This is a genomic window from Natronorubrum tibetense GA33, from assembly GCF_000383975.1.
GTDB classification, from domain to species: domain Archaea; phylum Halobacteriota; class Halobacteria; order Halobacteriales; family Natrialbaceae; genus Natronorubrum; species Natronorubrum tibetense.
In genome coordinates, this window is the sequence record NZ_KB913017.1 from 3,031,993 (window position 1) to 3,053,868 (window position 21,876).

17 protein-coding genes and 1 tRNA gene are annotated in these 21,876 nt (G+C 63.3%); 11 read left to right on the plus strand and 7 right to left on the minus strand.

The genetic code is table 11. The annotated features are described in order from the left end of the window. Positions 1-14 precede the first annotated feature (14 nt). Entirely contained in the window at positions 15-620 is a 606-nt protein-coding gene (locus tag NATTI_RS0115740) for a DUF6735 family protein (RefSeq protein ID WP_006090469.1), read from the plus strand. Here the strand turns inward: NATTI_RS0115740 and NATTI_RS0115745 are convergent, their stop codons facing one another. Next, the gene (locus tag NATTI_RS0115745) at positions 621-2,402 is read right to left on the minus strand and encodes a MutS-related protein (protein WP_006090470.1); all 1,782 of its coding nucleotides are present in this window, start codon (positions 2,400-2,402) and stop codon (positions 621-623) included. A 360-nt stretch (positions 2,403-2,762) separates the two neighbouring features. Between NATTI_RS0115745 and purF the strand changes: the two genes are divergently transcribed. Then, a complete protein-coding gene (gene purF, locus NATTI_RS0115750; protein WP_006090471.1) occupies positions 2,763-4,235 on the plus strand; it encodes an amidophosphoribosyltransferase in 1,473 nt (490 codons plus the stop codon). Between the two features lie 227 nt (positions 4,236-4,462). Here purF and NATTI_RS0115755 read toward each other — a convergent pair whose 3' ends face one another. Both NATTI_RS0115755 and NATTI_RS0115760 read right to left on the minus strand, forming a co-directional pair. After that, positions 4,463-5,029 carry a DUF420 domain-containing protein gene (locus tag NATTI_RS0115755; protein ID WP_006090472.1) on the minus strand — a complete coding sequence of 189 codons (567 nt, stop codon included), beginning with the start codon at positions 5,027-5,029 and terminating at the stop codon, positions 4,463-4,465. A 233-nt stretch (positions 5,030-5,262) separates the two neighbouring features. Continuing rightward, positions 5,263-5,347, minus strand: a tRNA-Leu gene (locus tag NATTI_RS0115760). 147 nt (positions 5,348-5,494) lie between these two features. On the opposite strand from NATTI_RS0115760, the gene NATTI_RS0115765 reads away from it, so the two are divergent. From NATTI_RS0115765 to NATTI_RS0115780, 4 genes are all read left to right on the plus strand, one after another. Further along, on the plus strand, positions 5,495-6,028 hold the full coding sequence (locus NATTI_RS0115765; protein ID WP_006090473.1) for a helix-turn-helix domain-containing protein: 534 nt from the start codon (positions 5,495-5,497) through the stop codon (positions 6,026-6,028). Positions 6,029-6,140: 112 nt separating this feature from the next. Then, on the plus strand, positions 6,141-7,388 hold the full coding sequence (locus tag NATTI_RS0115770; protein ID WP_006090474.1) for an alanyl-tRNA editing protein: 1,248 nt from the start codon (positions 6,141-6,143) through the stop codon (positions 7,386-7,388). Positions 7,389-7,469: 81 nt separating this feature from the next. Beyond that, complete coding sequence (locus NATTI_RS0115775; RefSeq protein ID WP_006090475.1) at positions 7,470-8,708, plus strand: mandelate racemase/muconate lactonizing enzyme family protein; 1,239 nt, start codon at positions 7,470-7,472, stop codon at positions 8,706-8,708. A 270-nt stretch (positions 8,709-8,978) separates the two neighbouring features. Then, positions 8,979-11,066: an alpha-amylase family glycosyl hydrolase gene (locus NATTI_RS0115780; protein ID WP_019991944.1), complete on the plus strand. Its 2,088-nt coding sequence runs from the start codon at positions 8,979-8,981 to the stop codon at positions 11,064-11,066. Positions 11,067-11,171: 105 nt separating this feature from the next. On the opposite strand, the gene NATTI_RS0115785 is transcribed toward NATTI_RS0115780, so the two are convergent. Genes NATTI_RS0115785 through NATTI_RS0115795 form a run of 3 tightly spaced genes read right to left on the minus strand, consistent with a single transcriptional unit; the run spans position 11,172 to position 14,302 of the window. After that, positions 11,172-12,065 carry a sugar ABC transporter permease gene (locus NATTI_RS0115785; RefSeq protein WP_006090477.1) on the minus strand — a complete coding sequence of 298 codons (894 nt, stop codon included), beginning with the start codon at positions 12,063-12,065 and terminating at the stop codon, positions 11,172-11,174. Positions 12,066-12,067: 2 nt separating this feature from the next. Then, the gene (locus NATTI_RS0115790; RefSeq protein WP_006090478.1) at positions 12,068-13,090 is read right to left on the minus strand and encodes a carbohydrate ABC transporter permease; all 1,023 of its coding nucleotides are present in this window, start codon (positions 13,088-13,090) and stop codon (positions 12,068-12,070) included. Positions 13,091-13,099: 9 nt separating this feature from the next. Beyond that, positions 13,100-14,302, minus strand: a complete 1,203-nt coding sequence (locus NATTI_RS0115795; protein ID WP_006090479.1) for a substrate-binding domain-containing protein — start codon at positions 14,300-14,302, stop codon at positions 13,100-13,102. Positions 14,303-14,618: 316 nt separating this feature from the next. On the opposite strand from NATTI_RS0115795, the gene NATTI_RS0115800 reads away from it, so the two are divergent. The 5 genes from NATTI_RS0115800 (at position 14,619) to NATTI_RS0115820 (ending at position 19,408) form a co-directional block, all read left to right on the plus strand. Next, the gene (locus NATTI_RS0115800) at positions 14,619-15,758 is read left to right on the plus strand and encodes an ABC transporter ATP-binding protein (RefSeq protein WP_006090481.1); all 1,140 of its coding nucleotides are present in this window, start codon (positions 14,619-14,621) and stop codon (positions 15,756-15,758) included. A gap of 144 nt (positions 15,759-15,902) precedes the next feature. Then, positions 15,903-16,733, plus strand: a complete 831-nt coding sequence (locus NATTI_RS27500) for a helix-turn-helix transcriptional regulator (RefSeq protein ID WP_019991945.1) — start codon at positions 15,903-15,905, stop codon at positions 16,731-16,733. A gap of 109 nt (positions 16,734-16,842) precedes the next feature. Next, a complete protein-coding gene (locus NATTI_RS0115810; protein WP_006090483.1) occupies positions 16,843-18,285 on the plus strand; it encodes an FAD-binding oxidoreductase in 1,443 nt (480 codons plus the stop codon). Next, positions 18,278-18,805, plus strand: a complete 528-nt coding sequence (locus NATTI_RS0115815; protein ID WP_006090485.1) for a rhodanese-like domain-containing protein — start codon at positions 18,278-18,280, stop codon at positions 18,803-18,805. Before NATTI_RS0115810 ends, NATTI_RS0115815 begins: the two co-directional genes overlap by 8 nt. 9 nt (positions 18,806-18,814) lie before the next feature. Next, positions 18,815-19,408: a GNAT family N-acetyltransferase gene (locus NATTI_RS0115820; RefSeq protein WP_006090486.1), complete on the plus strand. Its 594-nt coding sequence runs from the start codon at positions 18,815-18,817 to the stop codon at positions 19,406-19,408. Between the two features lie 290 nt (positions 19,409-19,698). Here the strand turns inward: NATTI_RS0115820 and NATTI_RS0115825 are convergent, their stop codons facing one another. Next, the gene (locus NATTI_RS0115825) at positions 19,699-21,741 is read right to left on the minus strand and encodes a glycoside hydrolase family 15 protein (RefSeq protein WP_006090487.1); all 2,043 of its coding nucleotides are present in this window, start codon (positions 21,739-21,741) and stop codon (positions 19,699-19,701) included. Positions 21,742-21,876 lie beyond the last annotated feature (135 nt).

The window sequence follows — 21,876 nt, forward strand, 5'->3', positions numbered from 1 at the left end:
GCTCCGGGTGAACGATGGGCCATAGAGCGCTCGTCGCCTACCGGCGACCCGACCGGCGTTACGACATCCGCTACAGCCACTGGGGCGGCGACGGCGTCTCCCTCGCCGACCGGATCACTGCCGAAGCGCCGCTGGCCGACGGCGCGGTCAACCCAGATCTGCTCGCGAACGCGATCGACCGAGAACGGGTTCTTACAGCTCATCTCGACCCCTGTATTTACGAGCTGCTGTACCTCGTCTCCCCCGGGGCTGACTACCGAGTCTCGCCCTATCGCGTCTGCTGGCTCGAGTGGGGCGACGGCCGCGAGGACGGCCGCGGCGCGATCGTCGCCGTCGCGGACGACGCCGCCGACCGGCGCGTCCGAACGTGGTTTCGCGCGACCAAAACGGCCCTCGCCGACGTGATCGAGATGGGGGCGCTCTCGCGTCGCGCGGCCCAGGCCTACCTCGAAGCGCGCGTCTGCGAGGACGAGGACGGCACGGTCTACACGTATGGAGCGTCGAAGCTAGAGGACTCGTCGTACACGCCGACGCCGGACTGCTGGCTCGGAGACGAGCGGGTTCGAGAAGGCAACCGAGACTATCGCGAAAACGACGACGAGGAGGGTGGCAACACCTGATCAGTCAATCTCGCTCCAGCGGGCGTCGGCCAGCGTGCGCTGAACGACATCGTTACCGACGGCCTCCGCCAGCGTCTCGAAGCCGGCTCGCTCGCCTCGGCTGTCCGCGTTCGCGACGAGCCGCGAGACGATGAACTCCGGCGTCGACCGACCGACGGTGTCGAACCGTGGCTGGTAGTCGACCAGTAACTCGAGGTCGGGATTCAGCCCCTCCGCGAAGATGCCGTCAACGCGGGCTTCCGGCGGGAGCGGCTCCAGATCGTCCGCGAGATGGGTAACAAACACGCCCAGCGCATCGCGTTTGACGGAGAGCGTGACGAGGCCGTGGAGTAGATCCGCCGCGCTGCCCGGTTCGGTGATCGCCTCGAACTCGTCGACCAGCATCAGGGTACGTCCGCCGGCGGACAGTGGCGGCACAATCGAGCGCAGCGTCGACTCGAGGACGCCGGCGTTGAAACTCGCGTGCCGGCGGTGAAAGACCAGCGAGTCGACCGGCGTCACCTCGGCCCGGTCGGCGGGAACGGGCAGTCCCATCGTCGCCAGCAACACGACCTGACAGAGTGTCTCGAGCAGGGTCGTCTTCCCGCCGCTGTTCGCCCCGGTGAGGACGGAGACGCGCTGTTCGCCGGGGACCGCGTTCACGCTCGCCGGGACCTCGGTCACGCCGTGCTCGCCGAGGGCGTAGGTGACGGGCTGGACACCTTCTTCGTCGGTCGCAGCGAGCGTGAGATTGCGCGCGTTGACGACCGAGACGGCTGCGTCCTGTCCGTCGATAAAAGACGGCCGCGTACAGTCGTATGCCAGCGCGAACCGTGCCAGCGAGAGGTGGAGCGCGATGTCGTCGACCGCTGAGACGGCTTGGTCGGTGGCGTCGCGGGTCTCCTCGAGCGTCTCCTCGAGATCGCTCGCGACCGTCTCCTCACGCTCGTCGATCGCTGCGGTGAGATCGGTTCGAAGGGTTCGGAGCGTGGCTCCGACGAAGTCCGTCGCGTCTGTCGCGTCGGACGGCATCGCCTCGCGAACCTGATCGATCGTCACCTCCGTTTCGCTGAGGAGGTGGTCCTCGAAGGACTCGCGGAACTGGCCGACGTCGCGGACGCCGTCGGCGCGCAGTTCGTCGATCAGTTCGAGGGCGTTCGCGTCCATGTCCTCGATCGTGCCGAGCGCACCTCGCAGCCGATCGAGTTCGTCGTCGGCACCCGCACGAACTCGCCCGCGGTCGCCGTCGAGCGCCGCGAGGGCGTCGGCCGCCTCCGCGAGTCGCTCGGGTTCGAGATCGGCGATCGTCGCGAACGGGCCTGAGTCGACGCCGGCCTCGAGCAGGGCCAGGGCGGCCTCGACGGCCGCGTGTTCGCTCTCGTCACGCTCGTCGTAGTTAGCGTAGGCCTCGAGGACGGTCTCCCGATCGCTTTCCGACAGGGCGGCCCAGGCGTCGCGGGCCGCGAGGACGTCGTCCAATCGATCCTCCATCGCGTCGCGGGACGAAAGCGGCGTCAGCACGCGGATCCGGTCGGCCGCGCGCCGGGTGACCGCGTGGTCGACCGCCAGATCGAGCAGTTCCTTGTACGCCGAGCGCGCATCGCTCGTCGCTAGCACCTCCATCCCGTCGCCGCCCGTCGCGCGTCGCAGGATTCGCGTCGCTCGACCGCGGGCGAGTCCGGCGTCCGAGAGTGCCCGTACGTCGCCGCTCTCGATCGCCCGAATCGCGCGTTCGTTTCCCAACTCCTCGACTAACGTCGCCCGCGTCTTCGGCCCGACGCCCCAGTACTCCTCGAGTCGCATGTGTTCTGGACTCGAGCCAACCGTCTTGAACACTGTGTCATCGACTCGCGAGGAGTCCCCGGTCGTCGTGACATGGGACAGACCGGTTCCGAGCGTTCTTTGTCCAGCGTAGTCACGTTCGTGCCTGTCTGCTCACGAAGGCACCATCACGCGGGAGCGCCCCTCCCGCTCGTCCGTGTCAGCTCATCTGGATCGTGATTCGGATCCCGTGGCCCAATCTGCGGGTTTGTATGCATGTTCGTGGATATTAGCGTGGGTCGATGGCCACGGGTGAGGCACAAACACGGGGATTTTTATCTACTCGGGCGCCTACTCACTTCCATGACTGATGGGCGGGGCGAGACTCCCCGGCGAACAGGAATGACCGAGAAGTGTGGCGTCGTCGGCGTCTCACTGAACGGTCGAGACGCGGCACGACCGTTGTACTACGCGCTCTACGCACTCCAGCACCGCGGCCAGGAGTCAGCGGGGATCGTTACGCACGACGGCTTTCAACAGCACAGCCACGTCGAGATGGGACTCGTCGGCGACGTCTTCGATGAGGACGACCTCGACGTGCTCAACGGCGCGGCAGGGATCGGCCACGTTCGGTACCCCACCGCGGGGTCCGTCGACTCCTGCTGTGCCCAGCCCTTTTCCGTCTCGTTCAAAAGCGGCTCGCTCGGCCTGAGCCACAACGGAAACCTCGTCAACGCCGACGAGATCCGGGACGAACTCGCCGCCACGGGCCACGCCTTCACCAGCGACGGCGACACCGAGGTCATCGCCCACGACCTCGCGCGCAACCTGCTCGAGGAGGACCTCGTGCGCGCCGTCAAACACACGATGCAGCGCATCCACGGCTCCTACTCGCTGACGATCAGCCACGACGATACGATTCTCGGCGTGCGCGACCCGCAGGGCAATCGGCCGCTCTGCATCGGGGAGCTCGACGACGGCTACATCCTTGCCTCCGAATCGGCGGCGATCGACACGCTCGACGGCGAACTCGTCCGGGACGTCCGTCCGGGCGAACTCGTCGTCCTGCAGAAAGACGGCCAGGGATTCGACTCCTACCAGCTGATCGAGAACGAGAACACGGCCCACTGCTTCTTCGAACACGTCTACTTCGCGCGGCCGGACAGCGTCATCGACGAGACACTGGTCTACGAGGCGCGTCGAAACCTCGGTCGCAAGCTCTGGGAGGAAAGCGGCGTCGAGAGCGACGTCGTGATGCCGGTACCCGACTCCGGTCGTGCGTTCGCGGCCGGCTATGCCGACGCGGCGACCGAAACCACCGCCGATGGCGAGCCCCGGGAGGAGGAAGACGACGGCGTCGAGTTCGCCGAAGGGCTGATGAAGAACCGATACGTCGGCCGGACGTTCATCATGCCGACCCAGGACGAGCGCGAACGCGCGGTGCGACTCAAGCTCAACCCGATCAAATCGACCATCGAGGGCAAGACCGTCACGGTCATCGACGACAGTATCGTCCGCGGGACCACCTCGACGCAGCTCGTTCAACTGCTCAAGGATTGCGGGGCCGAGAAGGTCCACGTCCGAATCGGTGCGCCGCAGATTATCGCGCCGTGTTATATGGGTATCAACATGGCCACCCGTGAAGAGCTGATTGCCTCGGACAAGTCGACCGAGGAGATTCGCGACACGATCAACGCCGACAGCCTCGCGTACCTGTCGACCGACGCGGTCGCGGAGGTGCTCGAGAAGGATCGTCTCGATCTCTGTCTCGGCTGCGTGACCGGCGAGTACCCATACGATATCGACGGCGAGGAGACCGACCGCGACGTCACCCGGCCGGAACTTGGCGAGAAACCGCTGCACGCCGACGACTAACAAACGATTTCGCTGTCGTTCGAAAAACGCTCTGCGTATTCCGTGGTGACGGAAGGTGCAAAGCGCCATTCGAATCTCGAGCCAGCAAAGCTGGCCCTCGGTAAAGCGTTGATAAAAAGCACTCTCGTTCCCCTTCGCTTGTTCCAACCGCGTCGGGTCAGTCGTCGGCCCGCTCGCTCACTCCGTGCTCACGGATGCAACGGTGTCGTCCTCCGTGAGACCGACTGTTATGAGTAGATCACGTGCAACAGCACGTAAACCACGATCCCCAGCGAGAACGAGATCAGCCACAGCGCCGCCGCATATCGGCCGAAGCGGGCGTGGCTGGTTCGTCGCAGTTCCTCGATCGGGTGTGCGAACGCGAGCAAGAGCGCGTAGTAGACGAGCGGTATACAGACGATCGCGAGGAGGATATGAATCGCGAGGATCGGGAGGTAGACGAACTGGTATACGGCATCGGGTCCGGGAAACGGCTGTGCCCCGCCGGTCGCGACCAGCCGGTAGAGATAGAGCGTGAGGAAGGCTGCGAATAGGGCGAACGACGACAGCATCGCGACGCGGTGTCTATCGACGTTGCCGCGACGGATGGCCCGCCAGCCGAGCGTAATCGTTCCGATCGCCGTCGCGCTGATGAGGACGTTGACGTGCGGAATCAGATCGAGGAACCATTCCGGCGCTGTTGGAACCGTCGAGGACGGAATCTGGCCGCCCGCTGCGGCGAAGACGACCGCGAGCGAGACGACGCTCAAGACTGCCGTAAGGGAGGTGACGCGTTCTCGAGGGACATACTCCATATTTGGCCGTTCGGCCGCGGAAGGAAAGCGGTTTCTGTCCGGACTCGAGATCAACCGACTGACCCCGCCGATAGCGGTTCGGTCAGTGTTCGTACTGCTCGAGTACGTGTACCTAGCTCTGTAGCACAGCGCTTTCGCTGTGGAGTGTAGTTTTCGTCAGAAGTTATGCGTGGGTGATGTCCTCGGAGGAGATCACCTGCATCGTGTATGGTGGACGTCGTCCACCCATGCGATGCGTGGGACCGGATTTGAACCGGCGGACCCCTACGGGACAGCGCCCTCAACGCTGCGCCGTTGGCCTGGCTTGGCTACCCACGCTCGCTGCGTCTTTGTCTTTCTGCACTCAATCGTATCCAGTGTGATTATAAAAGCCCTTTCCTTTGTAGGCGCGCCTGCGGCGAGGTCACACGGAACTGACCCGTACTGAGGCGGTGATTTAAAATGCGACAGTTGCCAAAGGATACCATGGCTAAGTATTCGACCGGGTCCTCGTCCGGAGGCGGTGGGACGAACTGCGAACTCTGCGGGGCCGAGAGCAACAGGCTCCGGCTCGCGACCGTTGCCGGGGCCGAACTCGAGGTCTGTCCCGACTGCGCACCGCACGACGACAACCAGCAGAAGTCGAGTTCGCGGAACCAGCAACGCAGTTCCCAGGACAGCGGTGGAAGCGCCTCGAGCGACGGTCCCAGCCGCAAGCAGAAGGCGGCCCAGAACGTCGCCAAGGCGAACCCGGTCTGGGACGGTGACTCCGAACACTGGGAGAAAGAGGGGACCAACTACGACGACGACCCGCTCCCGTATCTCGTCTCGAACTACGGCGAGAAGCTGGTCGAAGCGCGCCAGGAGGCCGGGCTCCAGCGCGACGAACTCGCCGACGAACTCGGCGCACGCGAGAAAGAGTTGCTCGCGGTCGAACAGGGACGGGCGACGCAGGCCGGGGTCGGCGGCGGACTGATCGAGGCGCTCGAGGAGCGCTTGGATGTAACGCTCGCGGAGTGACGAGATCGACCGCGGCTGATGACACGACCGCCGGCGCGCCCCGATCGAACGCGACGCGGGCGGGCGATGCTCGGCAAGCAGACTTTTCATGGCGGACGACGGAGTTCACCCAATGACCGGGCAACGGGCGGCTCGAGAGCCGTACACGACGCGGTTCGAAACCGAGGTGACGTCGATCGACGGGCGTGAGGTCTGGCTCGAGACGAGTTACTTCTACGGTGAGAGCGGCGGCCAGCCGGCCGATCGCGGCACGATCGGCGGCATCGAGGTCGCGAACGTTCGGTACGACGACGGCGAACACGTCCACGTCCTCGCCGAGGAGCCGTCGTTCCGGGTCGGCAACCGCGTGCTCTGCTCGATCGACTGGTCGTTTCGGATGTACTGCATGCGTGCCCACACTGCCAGTCACGTGCTCTACGGCGCCGGCAGACGGCTTCTCGAGGACCTCGGCTACGGCGGCTTCGACATCAGCGAGGAGAAGGTCCGGGTCGACCTCGAGACGAGCACGGAACTCGACGACGAGACGCTGCTCGAACTGGATACGCTGGTCAATCGGGTAGTCTGGGAATCGCGGCCGGTGACGTGGGATGATATCCCCGTCGCGGACGCGCGAGAGCGCGAGGATATCGCGTTCAACGAGGCAACCGAGGAGGGTGCCTTCCGGAGGGGACGCCTCCGGATCGTGACGATCGGAAGCGAGGACGACAACGGAACCACCAACGGACTCGTTCGCAGGGATGGCGGCTCGAGCGACCCGTGGGACGTCGCGGCCTGTGGCGGAACCCACGTCCGCAACACGCGGGAGGTCGGCCCCGTGACCGTTCTCGGCCGGTCGAACCCCGGTAAGGGGCTGACGCGAGTCGAACTCGCGGTCGGCCCGCGCGCGATCGATCGCCGCGAAACGGAAAAGCGCGTCGCGCTCTCGTCGCGACGGGCGCTCGGCGTGTCCCTCGAGGATGTCGGGGACGAACTCGAACGACTCGAGGGCGAACGCGACGAACTCGCCGCCGAAGTCCGGTCGCTCCGCCGGGAACTCGTCGAAACGGACCTCGAGCGAGCGGAGCCGTTCGAGCGGGACGGACTCAAGTGGGTCGCGACGACGGTCGCGGCGGTCGACGTGAACGAGGCGGGTGAGATCGCGAGCGGGGCCGCGGATGATCTCGCCGATATCATCGTGATCGCCGGTGACGCCGGATCGCCGTATGCCGTCGTGGCTACGAGCGGGTCGCACTCTGCCGAGGCCGTGATCGACGACCTGACCGACGAGTTCGGGGGCGGTGGCGGCGGCTCTGCGACGCTGGCGAAGGCGGGTGGGTTCGACGCGACGCCGGCGGAGGTCGTCGCGAGTTTGACTGAGTAGCGAGCCACCCGTTTTTGTGCGACCTCTCGAGGCAGACAACGCCGCCCCGAGTTATTACTGATCTGCGAACGACCAACTCCTATGGGAGTCGATTACTCACGGCTGCGCGATCCGAACGCCGAATACACGATGCGTGATCTCTCGGCGGAAACGATGCAGGTCACCGGAGAGCGCGGCAACGGCCGGGACGTCGAAATCACGGATGTCCAGACCACGATGGTCGACGGCAACTTTCCGTGGACGCTCGTGCGAATCTACACGGACGCGGGCATCGTCGGTACGGGCGAAGCTTACTGGGGTGCGGGCGCGCCCGAACTCATCGAACGGATGACGCCGTTCCTCCAGGGGGAGAACCCGCTCGATATCGACCGGCTTACCGAGCACCTCGTCCAGAAGATGTCGGGCGAGGGTTCGATCGGCGGCGTGACGATAACAGCCATCTCGGGCATCGAGGTCGCGCTGCACGATCTGGCGGGCAAAATCCTCGAGCTCCCCGCCTACCAGTTGATGGGTGGCAAGTACCGGGACGAGGTGCGGGTCTACTGCGACTGCCACACCGAGGAGGAAGCCGACCCCGTCGCCTGTGCCGAGGAGGCCGAGCGGGTCGTCGAAGAACTGGGCTACGACGCGCTGAAGTTCGACCTCGACGTGCCGTCTGGCCACGAGAAAGATCGCGCGAACCGCCATCTTCGGGAGCCGGAGATCGGCCACAAGGTGAGCATCGTCGAGGCGGTCACGGAGGCCGTCGGGCACCGTGCTGATGTCGCGTTCGACTGCCACTGGACGTTCTCCGGCGGGAGTGCGAAACGCCTCGCGAAGGCCCTCGAGCCCTACGACGTCTGGTGGCTCGAAGACCCCGTGCCGCCGGAGAACCACGACGTGCAGCGCGAGATCACCCAGTCGACGACGACGCCGATCGCCGCCGGCGAGAACGTTTATCGTAAACACGGCCAGCGCCGACTCATCGAGAATCAGGCGGTGGATATCATCGCGCCCGACATGCCGAAAGTCGGCGGCATGCGAGAGACGGCGAAGATCGCCGACAAAGCGGATATGTACTACATGCCGGTCGCGATGCACAACGTCTCCTCACCGGTCGCGACCGTCGCGAGCGCCCACGTCGGTGCTGCAATCCCGAATTCTCTGGCCGTCGAGTACCACTCCTACGAACTCGGCTGGTGGGAAGATCTGGTCGAAGAGGACGTCATCGAGGACGGCTACATCGAGGTTCCCGAGGAACCCGGTCTCGGCGTGACCCTCGACATGGACGTCGTCGCGGAGCGGATGGTCGACGGTGAGGAGTTGTTTGATGAATCATAAGATTCATCAAACTCGCTGAGCTCTGCTCAGCGTTGTTTGACGAGGCGTAAGCCGAAGTCAAGCCAGCAAATCTTCGATTTGCGCTGTTCGACGCGGCTCACGCCGCGTCGGGCTCGTGACTCTTCGATTCACGATGTTCGATTGAGCGAAGCGTGAATTGCCTCGAGACGACCGTCCGAGACCCGTTTATACGATCGTCTCTCACATGGCTAGAAATGTGAGGTAGTAGTACGCCACATATTTACCTCGCTGGCCGTCGAGAGTCGAATCGTGAACTGGAACAGCGACCACGAGCACTGCGACCGACGAACTGCCACTGACGGTGGGATCCTGAATAACGAGACCGAATTCGAGAGCGGAGACGGCTCACACCACCCCGGTCCGCCGCGGTTCGTCACCGTCGGGGACGGTATCGTGAACCCGAACGGTCGGGAGATGGAGACGCGCGACGACCTCGCGCCGTGGAATCCCGACGGCGACGGGACCTACGAGTGGCACCTCGTCGATTCGCCGGACGGGTCGACTGCCGAACCAACCGATGAACTGGTCGCCGAGTTCGAACCGGACGTACCGGGCGTTTACACGCTCGCCCTCGAGGCACCCGATGGAATCCATCAGCTGACGATTCGTGCCTTCCCCGAGGCGGACGATGACGCGCCCCGGCCGCGGATCGAACTCGATGCGGTAATCGAGGACGAGCAGGTCGTCCTGTCGCCGATAGCGACCTGTGTCGGTGGCGAGCCGTCCGTCGAGTACTACGTCGACGACCGGGATGCGGACCTCCTCGAGTCGGACGGAACGATTTCCATCGACGCCGTGGACGAACCAGTCCGGATCTACGGGGTCGCCGTGGCCGAGCGCCATTCCGTGCCGGACGCGATCGAACTGGTCCCCGACGAGGAGACCGGGACGGTCCGCGTCGAGCACCCCTTCGAACCGCCGGCGTGGGTCGCGGACTCGATCGTCTACGAGATCTTCACCCGCCGGTTTCCCGATCAGGACGAGCCGACGTTCGAGACCATCGCGGACCGACTCGACCACCTCGAGCGTCTCGGCGTCGATGTCCTCTGGCTGACGCCGTTTCTCGAGGCCGAGAGCGGGTTCGGAACGCCGATGGCGCATGGCGGCCCCCACGGCTACAACACGCGGGACTACTTCACCGTCGACGCGGATCTCGGGACGATGGCCGACTTCGAAGCGCTGGTCGACGCCTGCCACGACCGCGGTTTCAGGGTCGTCTTCGACCTCGTGATCAACCACACCGCGGATACGCACCCGTTCTACGAGGCCGCGGCCGACGAGACTCATCCCCAACACGAGCGCTACTGCGACTGGTACCGGTGGGACGATTTCGAGGCCCGCGATCCGGACACCTACTTCGGCTGGGACGGGATCCCGAACCTCGACTACGGGAACCCCGAGGTTCGGGAGTACCTGCTTTCCGTCGTCGATTTCTGGGCCGAACGGGTCGATGGTATTCGGGCCGATGTCGCGTGGGGCGTCCCGCTGACGTTCTGGACGGAGGTCCACGACCGTGTGACGAGCGCGGACGGTGAGTTCTTCCTGTTAGACGAGACCCTTCCATCCGACGTCGAGATGGGCGGCGGGCGCTTCCACATGCACCACGACGATGTCCTTCACGACACGCTCGAGCGGTTGGGCGAGCGGTTCGGGACCGGGCAGTCGGCCATGGCTGGGACGGTTGGTGAGGCGGACGCCACCGACGCGACACCCGACGAGGAAGAAGACGCCGTCGCCGACGAGTTCGTGGATCGGGCTGCACACCTGGACACGTCGACCGCCGACGCCGTTCTCGACGCGCTCGAGGATCGCCCTCGACGCGGCCCTCACCCGGACTCGGAGTGGCTGCTGTACGTCGAGAACCACGATACTGACCGGTATCTCGACGAATACGGCCGAGAGGCACAGCGTGCCGCGGCCGCGGCGACGTTCACCCTCCCCGGGTCGCCGATGTGTTACTACGGACAGGAGACCGGCGTCCGCGGTCGGCGCGAGCCGATGAACTGGGGCGCGTTCGACGAGTCCCTGCTCGCGTACTACGAACGGCTGTTCGAGATTCGCCGCGAGGAGTCCGCGCTCCAGACCGACGCAAGCCTCGAGCGGATCGCCTACGAGTCGGAGACGGACGCCATGGTGGCGTTCGTCCGGTTTGTGCCCGAGGAGGACCGGCGAGTCGTCGTCGCGATTCACTTCGGCGAGGGAGCCGCGACGGTGGAACTCGAGGAGCAGGTCGACGAGACGGATCTGCTGACCGGCGAGTCGGTCGTCGATTCGGCGACCGGCGACATCGTCGTGGACAGCGTCGTCGTTCTCGAGAGCGAGTCGACGGGCGACTGATGCTGTCGACAGAAGCCGGTGTTGACGTACTCATGGCTCATTCTGGTAGTGCCGGGTACCGACAACGGACCGATATCGGAAAAAACGGCGTCGAATCGAGAGCGCTCAGCCTTCCATGCCGCCGAACGAGAGGCCGCTCTCGACGTAGCTCTGGGCGAAGAAGTAGATGAGCGCGACCGGGAGCGCAAACAGGATCGCAAATGCCGCGAACTCCGTCCACGGCGTGGAGTGACGGCTCCCGGTGGCTAGCCCGTAGAGTTCGATCGAGAGGGTCTCGTTCCCCGGCGAGAGCAGCGTCTGGGCGACGATAAACTCGTTCCAGCCCGCAAGGAACGCGAACACGAGGACAACGGCGAGCCCCGGTTTGGCGAGCGGGAGGATGATCTCACGCATCACCTGCCACTGGCTTGCACCGTCGACGATCGCCGCCTCCTCGTAAGAGACCGGGATGTTGTCCATGAACAGCTTCAACAGCCACGTGTTGAACGGAATCGCCCCGCCGGCGTAGAACAACCCGAGCACGAGCAGGTTGTTGTTGACGCCGAACTCGACGAACAGGGCGTAGAGCGCGACGAGAACCGCGATCGAGAGCCCCGCACCGACCTGCGTGAACAGGACGTAGCCGTAGAGGACGTTACTCTTGCCAATGAATTTTCGGCGCGAGAGCGCGTACGCGCCGGGCACGGCAAGCGTGATGGTCACGCTGACCGTGACGAAGACCACCACGAGGCTGTTCTGGAGCGCACTCCAGAATCGATCGCCGCCGAGGACGGTTCGATAGGCCTCGAGGTTGTACCCCGTCGGATCAGCGAACACGCCGTCGGACGTGAGCAGCGTGCTTCCCCCGGAGAGGGAGGCGGTGACCACCCAGTAGACCGGGAACATCAACACGAGCAGTATCGAGACGGCGAACCCGGTCGCGAGCGCCGTTTTCGCGACGTCTTCGGGTGTTCGACGGCCGGCCTTCAGATCGACGATCGCAGTGTAGAGTCCTTTCATCGTTATGCTGCTCCCTCCGCGATGTTCGTTTTCTTCACCGCGAGTAGCATGAACATCCCAATGATGATGATCGCGATGGTCATGATCGAAGAGGCCAGCGCGAACTGGTTCTCGATGATCGCTTCACGGTAGCCGTACACCAGAATGAGTTCGTTCTGGCGGGCCGGACCACCCTGATTCAATACCCACGGGATGAGGAAGTTCTGGAACGATGTCGCGGCCGTCAGGATCGACGCGAAGATGACGGGACCCTTGATCGACGGGAACGTCACGTTGACGAACCGATGGAAGAAGCCCGCGCCGTCGACTTTCGCCGCGTCCTGGAGCTCTCCGGGGACATCCTGTAGCGCACTCACGATGATGATGACCATGAACGGGTACGCAAGCCAGACTTCCGTCGTCACGTACGCTGCGAACGCGGTCCATCGACTCGAGAGGAACCCGACGGGAACGTCGGCCAACAGAAACTGCGGCGCGTTGACCGTCGTGAAGAAGACGATCGTATCGACGATGCCCGTAACCGAGGTTACGGCCCCGTTGTACATCGACAGGAACTCGTTCATCGGTCCGAACCGCGCCCCGCTAAACATCGCCCGCCAGATGCTGATCGTAAAGATCGGCGGGAACCCCATCGGAATGATGACGATTGCCCGCATGTAGCGCTTGCCTTTGACCCGCTCGTGGGTCAAAACCATAGCGAGACCGATGGCCAAAATCACCTTGAGCACGAGGCTCAGTGCCAGATAGAGCCAGGTAATGGACATCGAGTTCCAGAACTGCCAGTCGGTGAGCAGTTCGACGTAGTTGTCGAACCCGATGACCGACGTCTCGCCGCTGACGACCGAGCCGGCCGTCGTCGCGTCGGTTAGCGAGATGTAGAGCAGCATCGCGATCGGGTAGATCATGAACATCGAGAACAGCAACAGCCCGGGGAGCACGAGGAGCCACCCGATGAGATCTCTAGTCTCGAGGTTCAGATCGTCGACGAGTTCCGTTGTCGACCGTCCGGAGGGAAAGACACCCATTGTTCGTCGTCAGTCCCAGCTGCCGCGAATCTCGTCGGCTGCCGTTTCGAACGCGTCGGCCGCCGATTCGCTGCCGGAGAAGAGCTGATCGAGCGCGTCTTCCATCGGGGCCCAGACCGAGTCCATCTTCGCGTCTGCCGGCATTGGGACGCCCATATCGACGGTTTCGCTGAACGCGCCAACCGTCTCGCCGAGTTCGTCGCTGCCGACGTGGTCGTTGTGGACCGGAATCATGCCGTTGTCCGCGTTACTGGTGATCACGTCGTCGTTGGTGGTGTACCACTCGGCGAACTCCACGACGGCCTCGAGCGTCCCCTCGTCGGCTTCCTCGCCCTCGGTCGTGAAGTACCAGAGCGGAATGCCGGTCAACGGCGTCGGCTCGCCGCCGTCGGGCAGCGGGAGCGGAGCAACGCCCAGGTCGAGGTCGGCGTACTCGCCGGTCATCCACGGACCGTTGATCGTAAACGGCGCGTTGCCGTCGCCGAACGTCGCCTCGTGGGCCTCGTTGTCCGATGCGGAGGGCGTGTACGGGTAGAGCGACTGTTCGATGAACTCCCCGCCTTCGATCACGGCGTCCGAATCGACGCCCAGCTCGTCCGCCTCCTCGTCGAACAGCAGGCCGTCGAACGCCTGCAGGTACGCGCTCATGAAGTAGACGTCCGTCGGCGGGTAGGCGAGACCGTACGTCCCCTCGCCGTCGGGGTCGTGGTAGTCTTCCATGATCTCTTCCATCTCGTCGATCGTCTCCGGCGGCTCCTCGACCATCTCCCGGTTGTACATCAGCGTCACGGTCTCCGCCGCGTACGGGAGTCCGTAGGTGTTCCCCTCCCACTGGACTGCCTCCGCCGCCGCTTCCGAGTAGGTGTCCTCGAGATCCAGGCCGATGTCGTCGGTCGCATCGTACAGGTAGCCTTCGTCGTGATAGAGCCCGATCCAGTCGTGAGCCCAGGTGAAGCCGACGGGTCCCTCGCCGGCGGGGAGCGCCGTCTCGAGTTGCTCTTCCATCTCGTTGACGGAGTTCGAACCGAGGTCGTGGCCGGTCTCCTCGTTGAACTCGTCCAGGAAGTCGTTGAACTGCTCCCCTTCCGCGTCCTGGAACTCGTGCCAGAGCACTTCCGGATCGTCACCAGTGAACAGTCCCCCAATACAGCCCGCGAGCGTCGTTGCTGCGGCCGTTCCACCGACTCCCTTCAGGATTGATCTGCGGTTCATTGTCATGCCTCAATCAGTGATGTATTATGTATTCACATATTTAATAGTTGTGGGTATGGATTGTATAGACTCTCCCGAATAGATGTCTCTGAATTATTAATTATATATGCAGTAGATGGAGTCATATGCCTCATTATTGCCAATATTCGCGTACGATCGTAGTGTGTTGGCCGCTTAGTTCGTCTCCAATGTACGTTTCTTTCACGGAATGACTGTAACGTACCGACATCGTCCTCTCTAAAGTAGATGAAATAGTACACCACAGATTCAGATTATTGAGAAAGGGTTTTGTAGACGGTCGCCAAACCGTTCCTGTATGGCACGTGTTAGCGTCGACTCGCTCCGCAAGACATACGACCGCGGCTCGATCGTCGCCGTCGACGATCTGAATCTCGATATCGAAGACGGCGAGTTCATTACCGTCGTCGGTCCGTCCGGTTGCGGAAAGACGACGACGCTCCGAATGTTGGCCGGCCTCGAGGAGCCCTCCGGAGGAACGATCACGATCGGCGACGAGGACGTCACGGACGTCCACGCGAAAAACCGGGATGTCGCGATGGTATTCCAGAACTACGCGCTCTACCCCCACAAAACCGTCTTCGAGAACATGGAGTTCGGACTTCGGATGAGTACCGATTTCGATGAGAGCGAACGCGAACGCCGCGTCGTCGAGGCAGCCGAAATGATGGGGATCGCTGACCTGCTCGAGGACAAACCCGACGAGCTTTCGGGCGGGCAGAAACAGCGCGTCGCGCTCGGGCGGGCGATCGTTCGCGAGCCGGATCTCTTCCTCTTCGACGAGCCGCTTTCCAACCTCGACGCGAGCCTCCGGACGGAGATGCGCGCGGAGATCCAGCGCATTCAGGACGAACTCGGGATCACCGCCGTCTACGTCACGCACGATCAAGAGGAGGCGATGACGATGGGCGATCGGATGGTCATCCTCAACCACGGTATCCTCCAGCAGACCGGTCCGCCGACGGACGTCTACGAGAACCCTGTCAACCGATTCGTCGGCGGCTTCGTCGGCTCTCCGTCGATGAACTTCGTCGATGTCGATGTCGAACGGACGGGCGATGGGATCCGGCTGCTCGGTCCCGGTGACCGGTTCCAGTTCGACCTCTCGACGGCGTACGTCGACCGACACGCCGGGGAACTCTCGGCCGACCGATACACGCTCGGGATCCGACCGGAAAACGTCTCGGTCGCCGACGGAACGGCCGACAACACGGTCCGAACCACCGTCGAGGTCGTCGAACCCGTCGGCTCGGACAACTACCTGCACGTCGACATCGCCGAGGACTTCATCGTTCGGGTCGAGTCGACGATCACTCCGGAGACCGGAGAGCAAGTGACGTTGACGTTCTCGGAGTCCGATCTCCACCTGTTCGATCGGGATCGCGGCGTCGATATTTTCGGCATCGAGTCCGAACCGCCGGAAGCGCCGGCTCAGTAACCGGCTTCCGCGGCTCTGTTAAAATTGTAACTGTCTAATAAGTGTGGCGTGCTGAATACAGGGTGCGAATGTTTCATGCACAGATGGACCATTCGCAGCGATCGCCACCTATACGATTTTTGTGTGCCAGCACATACCAAGACCATGAATGGGACACCCGATGACATCGAATTTCTCGTCACGTCGGACCACCGGGTCGCCGTGCTAGACACGCTGGCCTCGGGTCCGAATGACCGTGACGCATTGCGATCCGCGACGGGGGCTTCGTCGCCAACCATGAGCCGAATTCTCACCGACTTCGAGAATCGCAATTGGATCGAACGGGAGGACCGGAGGTACCAGCTGACCGGTCTGGGCGAGTTCGTTGCCGATCGACTAGGGAAGTTTGTGGACGCGATGTCGATTGAACACCAACTTCGTGACGTCTGGCGGTGGTTACCTCATGAATTAGATGGGTTCAGCGTCGATCTGTTTACGGATGTGACGGTCACTCGCCCGAATGCCGGGTACCCCGATAAATCCACTAAACGCCGTATCGAGTTGATCACGGAGACATCTACGTGGCGTGGGGTTGGCGTGGCAATGTTAGGGTTACGGACGCTGGAGACCTCATTCGATCGGCTCCTCGACCAGCATGATGAGTTCCACTGTGAGTACATCTACCCGCCCGAAGTGTTCGATGAACTCCTATCGTGGGGGGACACGGAAACGATCATGGAGGCAGCCGACAGCGACAGCTACACCGTCTTGTTGCACGAGAACCTGCCAATGGAAGATCGGTACGAAATCTCTCTCTTCGACGATTGCGTGACCATCTGTTGTTACGATCACGAAAAGGGTGGATTACAGGCGCTCATCGAGACGACCAGTAGCGACATGCGAACGTGGGCGGAGTCGTACTACGAGCAGTTCCGTGCAGAAGCGCAGCCGCTCAGGGACGCATACGAACACGGGGTACTGCGATCGCTCGAATAGGCCGAATCACCGTGGGCTGACCGATTGGTTTTTTACGCCGTGAAAGATTTTGCACGACGAAGATCTTTCAGCAGGAATCTATAACGATTTTGCGGTCGCATCGTGTCATATGGGATCTGAAGCAGAAAACGGTGATCACATCGATGAATTTGAATCGGGATTTCTCGGCGACCTGATCCGCCCCGAGGATTCCGGCTACGACGACGCTCGCACAGTCTGGAACGGGATGATCGACAAACGTCCTGATCTGGTCGCTCACTGCCAAGACGTCGCTGACGTTATCAGCGCGGTCGAGTTCGCCCGCGAGCAGGACCTGCTCGTTGCCGTCCGCGGTGGGGGACACAACGCTGCTGGTCTCGGAACGTGTGACGACGGGATCGTCATCGACTGTTCCCCGATGAACTGGGTTGACGTAGACCCAGACACCCGGCGCGTTCGCATCGGCGGCGGTGCCACGTGGCGGGACGTCGATCATGCGACGCAAACGTTCGGACTCGCAGTTCCGGGTGGGGTCGTTTCCCACACTGGTGTCGCAGGTCTCACCCTCGGTGGCGGGTACGGCCACCTCCGTCGAAAGTACGGACTGACCTGCGACAACCTCGTCTCGGTCGATCTAGTCACTGCCGACGGCCGCTTCCTCACCGCCAGCGAGGATGAGCATCCAGACCTTTTCTGGGCGGTCCGCGGGGGTGGCGGTAACTTCGGTATCGTGACTGCCTTCGAGTTCGAGGCACACCCGATCGGGACTGAGCTGGCCACGGTGGAGACGTGGCACCCCATCGAGGACGCGGCGGCGGTCTTCAAGGCCTGGCGCGACTTCGTCGAGACCGCGCCGCGAACGGTCAGTGGGGAGGCGATCATCTGGGGCATACCGGAAGACCCCCACTTTCCGGAGGAGTACCACGACGACCCGGTCGCCATCATCACCGCCGTCCACGCTGGCGACCCCGAAGAGGGTGAGGACCTCCTCCGGCCGCTTCGGGAGTTCGGCTCGCCGCTGTTCGACTTCAGCGGTCGGACGCGATATCTCGACCTCCAGCAGGGGTTCGACCCGTTCTTCCCGGCCCACGAGCATCGGTACTATCAGGGTTCGGTCTACCTCGATTCGCTGGACGACGAGGTCATCACGGAGATCGTCGAGCGTGAGCCGTCGCGGCCTGACCCTCGGATACTCTACTACGTCTGGAACCTGGGTGGGGCAATTACCGAGGTTCCGGAGCATGCCACGGCATTCAACGGCCGAGACCACCCGTACCTTCTCGCCATCGACTGCAAGTGGGACGACTCCGACGCTGACGAGGCGATTCTCGACTGGGCGCGGTCCTTCCAGCGGGACGTGCAGGTCCACTCCCCAGGCGAGGGCTACCGAAACTTCCCTGGACTGGGCGAGGACGAGGACGGCGAACCCCAACGGAGCCCTCGTAGCGACGAAACGCACGACCGCTTAGTCGAGGTCAAGGACCAGTACGACCCGACGAACGTGTTCAGCCGCAATCACGGCGTTACGCCGTCCGAATCGGCGCGGACTGACGGAGGGACTGTCGATGAGTGAGTTTGGCGAATCGATGCCGGGTCCATCGGCGAAGGAGACCACAGTAGCAGAGCGACCAGCGACGCGACAATCAGGCTGGGAAACAACGGAGGCATCACCCGAAGCCAAACGGGAGCATCACAGGAACAGTATACAGACTGGATACGACGAGCTGGTCAGCGCGGCCGAAGCCACCGTCAGGGTGTATACGCCAGCGGACGCAATTGATCTGACCGGAGAAACTCAGGTCCTCTTTGTGGACGTCTGCGGCGCTGTCGAACTGTCCGACGGGATGATTCCCGGAGCCATCCACGCATCGAGGGGACAGCTGGAGGCTCATCTGGATCCCGACAACAGGCGGTACGTTTGTGCGCTCGACGATGCAACCGAGATCATCTTCTACTGTGCGGGTGGTGCACGCTCGGCGCTGGCTGCACAGCGGGCGCAGGAACTGGGATTCGACCGCGTCGGACACCTCGCCGGTGGGATCTCCGCATGGAAGGACGCTGGTGGACCGATGCAAGTGATCGTAGACCGTTGATGATCTACTATGTTCCCTGACCACATCGAGACGGACCGACTTGACCTCGAACGGATTTCGCACGACTCCGTCGATGTGTTCGAGCTTCACGAACTCTACTCCAACGGAGACGATACGGAGGAACTGTTCGAGTACTGGGATTCGTCTCCCCACGAGACGGTGAAAGAGACCTACGACTACGTGGATGAGGCTGAACGTCTGTGGAACGATGTTGAGGGTGCGAAATACGTGATCCGCCCGAAAGAAGAGGAAGACGGGGCAGGCGTCATCGCCGGAACGACGGGACTGTACCCAAATTGGGAAAAACGATCCGCCAACCTCGGAATTCTCCTCGATAAGCCATTTTGGGGACGTGGATATTCCGGTGAACGAGCCGATGCCATGCTGTCCGTCGCATTCGATCGACTCGATCTCGAACTCGTCGTCGCCGTCTACATCGACGGGAACGAAAAGTCCCGACGGGCGATCAGCAAGTACGTCGAACGGTATGGTGGCCAATACGAGGGCCTGCTGCGAAATTGGCTTCCGGTGGACGAGACCGTTGTTGATGCGCATCGATACTCGATTTCATGGGAAGAATACCTTGCGATGGCCGAATGCTGAGCGGTTGCCCCGTCGAGACCGATAGAACAGTTTCCAATTCGGAATTAACGTTTGCTGCACTCATCCTCTGTATTCAGCAGGGCTGCTGAAATCTATCACTGATTGAAGGTTTCAACAAGGCCACTTCCGCACATTCGGCCGGTCGATCGGCAGGCGCTCGAACTCGAACTGCGCTCGTTGTTCGCGTACTACTGTACTGATTCCGTTCGACCCTCTCGCCGAAACCGAGCTGACGCCATAGCTGTACATACTTCTGGCCGAAGAAGACCGAATGACTCGTTTAGACGCCGTTACTCGTGGCTCGCCGCCCTGCCACTTGTCTCGACAGTCGACGACTCGACCGCGTCGGCCGCCTCGAGCGCGCTGGCGGTCGCAAGGCGAATCGCGTGCGGCCAGCCGAGCGGGGTCGCGCTGTCCGGCGTGCCGTCGTCGAACAGCTGTTCCGGAAGATACGCACCGGGCCGGCGGAGCGAGCCGCCGGGCGCGACCAGCGCCAGTAACGCTCGAGCGCGGGCGTCGAACTCGGTGGCTCGGTCGTGGCCGTTCGAGTCGAGCAGGTCGCGGAGTTCGACGGCTGCATGGGCTCCCCACGCGGTCGTCACCGTCCAGATCTTCGCCTCCGCCTGCTCCCGGAGCCGCCAGGGGTCATCCTCGAAGCGCGCCAGCCCCTCGATCGGTCCCTCCGGATCGCGATAGAGCCCGTCGAGCGTCGTCTCGACGTGGGAGACGAGGCGGTCGAGTCGCTCGTCGTCGACGGCTGCGATCGCGTCGTACTCGTTGTGTGCCGACGCGAGCGCGAGCGTACTTCCGTCGAGGCGATCGTCGAGGTCGTCGCCGTCGAGGCGCATCGCGTAGCACTCGCGTTCGGACGCCCACAGGTCGTCGAACGCCTCGTAGACGCGAGTCGCCTGGGCTCTCGCGTGGGCCGCGACGTCCTCATCGACCGGCGCTCGAGCGATGGCGGCATAGGCCTCGAGGAACGTCGCCGTTGTGTGCGTAAACCGCCCGGTCATGTTCTCCCAGGCGTTCTGGACGCGCTCGGGCAGCCCGTCGTCTGCGAGGGTCGCGTCCATGCCCTCGAGCGCCGACGTTAGCGTCTCGTGAACCCGCTCGTCGCCGGAGTCGACCCGCCGGAGGTAGGTCGCGAGAAAGGCGGCGACGCTCGCCGTCTGATCGGCCTGGTAGTCTGCGGTGTTGTCCGCCTCGAGCCGACCGTTCGCCCAGCCCGGCGCGAGTCGGCCGTTGTACGGCCAGACGCGGTGGGGCCACGTGCCGTCGGGGCGCTGCGTGTCGGCGTAGAAGTTCGCACTCGCTTCGTGCCACGACTCGAGACCGAGTCCCGTCCGTTCGTCGGCGTCGAGGAGGAACCGGGAGATTTCGGCGTCGTCGCGGAACCAGGTGTAGCCGTAGCCGCCGGAGTAGCGGTAGAAGGGGTCGAACTCGGGACCGGCGATCCGCGCGCCCGTCGACGACCGTAGGAGACAGAGCGCCCGCAGATCCGCGAACCCGCGGTCGATTCCGGGTGCTGCGTCCGGAAGCCGGTCGCGAGCCTGACGGTGACCCGCGTCGACGATCGACTCGCGGTCCCCGTGAGCCATCGCGTTCGATCGCACGCGTTCGAGTGCGTCGTCGCGATCGGCTGTCTCTGTCAGGAGGGTTGCGACGGTCGCCTTCGGCGCCGAACCGGTCAGTTCGAACTCGACCATCGTAATCGGGCTGAGTCGGGCCTCCTCGTACCGGTCGTCGTCTTCGGAGCGCGGAAACGCCGCCGGCTCCGGCTCGAGTAACTCCTCGAAGCGCTCGGGGACCTGCCCTGACACGTCGATATCGGTCGACGCGGCGACGAAGTCGCGCTCGCTGTCGTGGTAGATTTCGACGGCGTCGCCGTGCCAGAGCTGGCCGATTCGGCTCGCTCGCCCCTCGGGGGCGAACCCGAAACAGGCCGTGATCGAGGCGTCGATGTCGGTCGCTGCGTCGTCGAGCACGAAGTGGGTCGTGTGACCGTGATCCACCGCGAGATCGTACTGGGTACAGCTGTAGCCGGCGACTTCGTGGACGGTTTCGACGACCGCCGTGTCTTCGACGTACCGCTGGTCTCCGTCCTCGAACCAGTGGGTTTCGCCGTCCAACTCGAGACCGAATCGGGAGCGTTCGATGCCGGCGACGCCGGAGAGCGGGTAGGAGTAGTCGCTGATCGATCCGTCGGGCGCGACGTGGACGAGTCTGTCGTCGAGACCGGAGAACAGTCCCGTTGTCGAGCGTCGCTCCCCGGGAAACCGCCGAGGGTCGCCCTGAGAGCGCTTGAAATCGTTGAGGGCGCCGTGTAATTCCATCGTACGTTCGGTTAGTGCCCGGACCATTAAATCTTGTTGAAAAATGTGTTCCTACTTTTCACGCAAGATCGAAGCGGCGTTCGGAGCGTTGGCGGGCGAGGAGTTGGGTTCCAGGGACCGACCGGCACAGTTACG

Bases quoted from the DNA above. Each gene is read 5' to 3' on its own strand.
- NATTI_RS0115740 (WP_006090469.1), top strand. From the start codon at position 15: ATGGGCCATAGAGCGCTCGTCGCCTACCGGCGACCCGACCGGCGTTAC.
- NATTI_RS0115745 (WP_006090470.1), bottom strand. From the start codon at position 2,402: ATGCGACTCGAGGAGTACTGGGGCGTCGGGCCGAAGACGCGGGCGACG.
- purF (WP_006090471.1), top strand. From the start codon at position 2,763: ATGACCGAGAAGTGTGGCGTCGTCGGCGTCTCACTGAACGGTCGAGAC.
- NATTI_RS0115755 (WP_006090472.1), bottom strand. From the start codon at position 5,029: ATGGAGTATGTCCCTCGAGAACGCGTCACCTCCCTTACGGCAGTCTTG.
- NATTI_RS0115765 (WP_006090473.1), top strand. From the start codon at position 5,495: ATGGCTAAGTATTCGACCGGGTCCTCGTCCGGAGGCGGTGGGACGAAC.
- NATTI_RS0115770 (WP_006090474.1), top strand. From the start codon at position 6,141: ATGACCGGGCAACGGGCGGCTCGAGAGCCGTACACGACGCGGTTCGAA.
- NATTI_RS0115775 (WP_006090475.1), top strand. From the start codon at position 7,470: ATGGGAGTCGATTACTCACGGCTGCGCGATCCGAACGCCGAATACACG.
- NATTI_RS0115785 (WP_006090477.1), bottom strand. From the start codon at position 12,065: ATGAAAGGACTCTACACTGCGATCGTCGATCTGAAGGCCGGCCGTCGA.
- NATTI_RS0115790 (WP_006090478.1), bottom strand. From the start codon at position 13,090: ATGGGTGTCTTTCCCTCCGGACGGTCGACAACGGAACTCGTCGACGAT.
- NATTI_RS0115795 (WP_006090479.1), bottom strand. From the start codon at position 14,302: ATGAACCGCAGATCAATCCTGAAGGGAGTCGGTGGAACGGCCGCAGCA.
- NATTI_RS0115800 (WP_006090481.1), top strand. From the start codon at position 14,619: ATGGCACGTGTTAGCGTCGACTCGCTCCGCAAGACATACGACCGCGGC.
- NATTI_RS27500 (WP_019991945.1), top strand. From the start codon at position 15,903: ATGAATGGGACACCCGATGACATCGAATTTCTCGTCACGTCGGACCAC.
- NATTI_RS0115810 (WP_006090483.1), top strand. From the start codon at position 16,843: ATGGGATCTGAAGCAGAAAACGGTGATCACATCGATGAATTTGAATCG.
- NATTI_RS0115815 (WP_006090485.1), top strand. From the start codon at position 18,278: ATGAGTGAGTTTGGCGAATCGATGCCGGGTCCATCGGCGAAGGAGACC.
- NATTI_RS0115820 (WP_006090486.1), top strand. From the start codon at position 18,815: ATGTTCCCTGACCACATCGAGACGGACCGACTTGACCTCGAACGGATT.
- NATTI_RS0115825 (WP_006090487.1), bottom strand. From the start codon at position 21,741: ATGGAATTACACGGCGCCCTCAACGATTTCAAGCGCTCTCAGGGCGAC.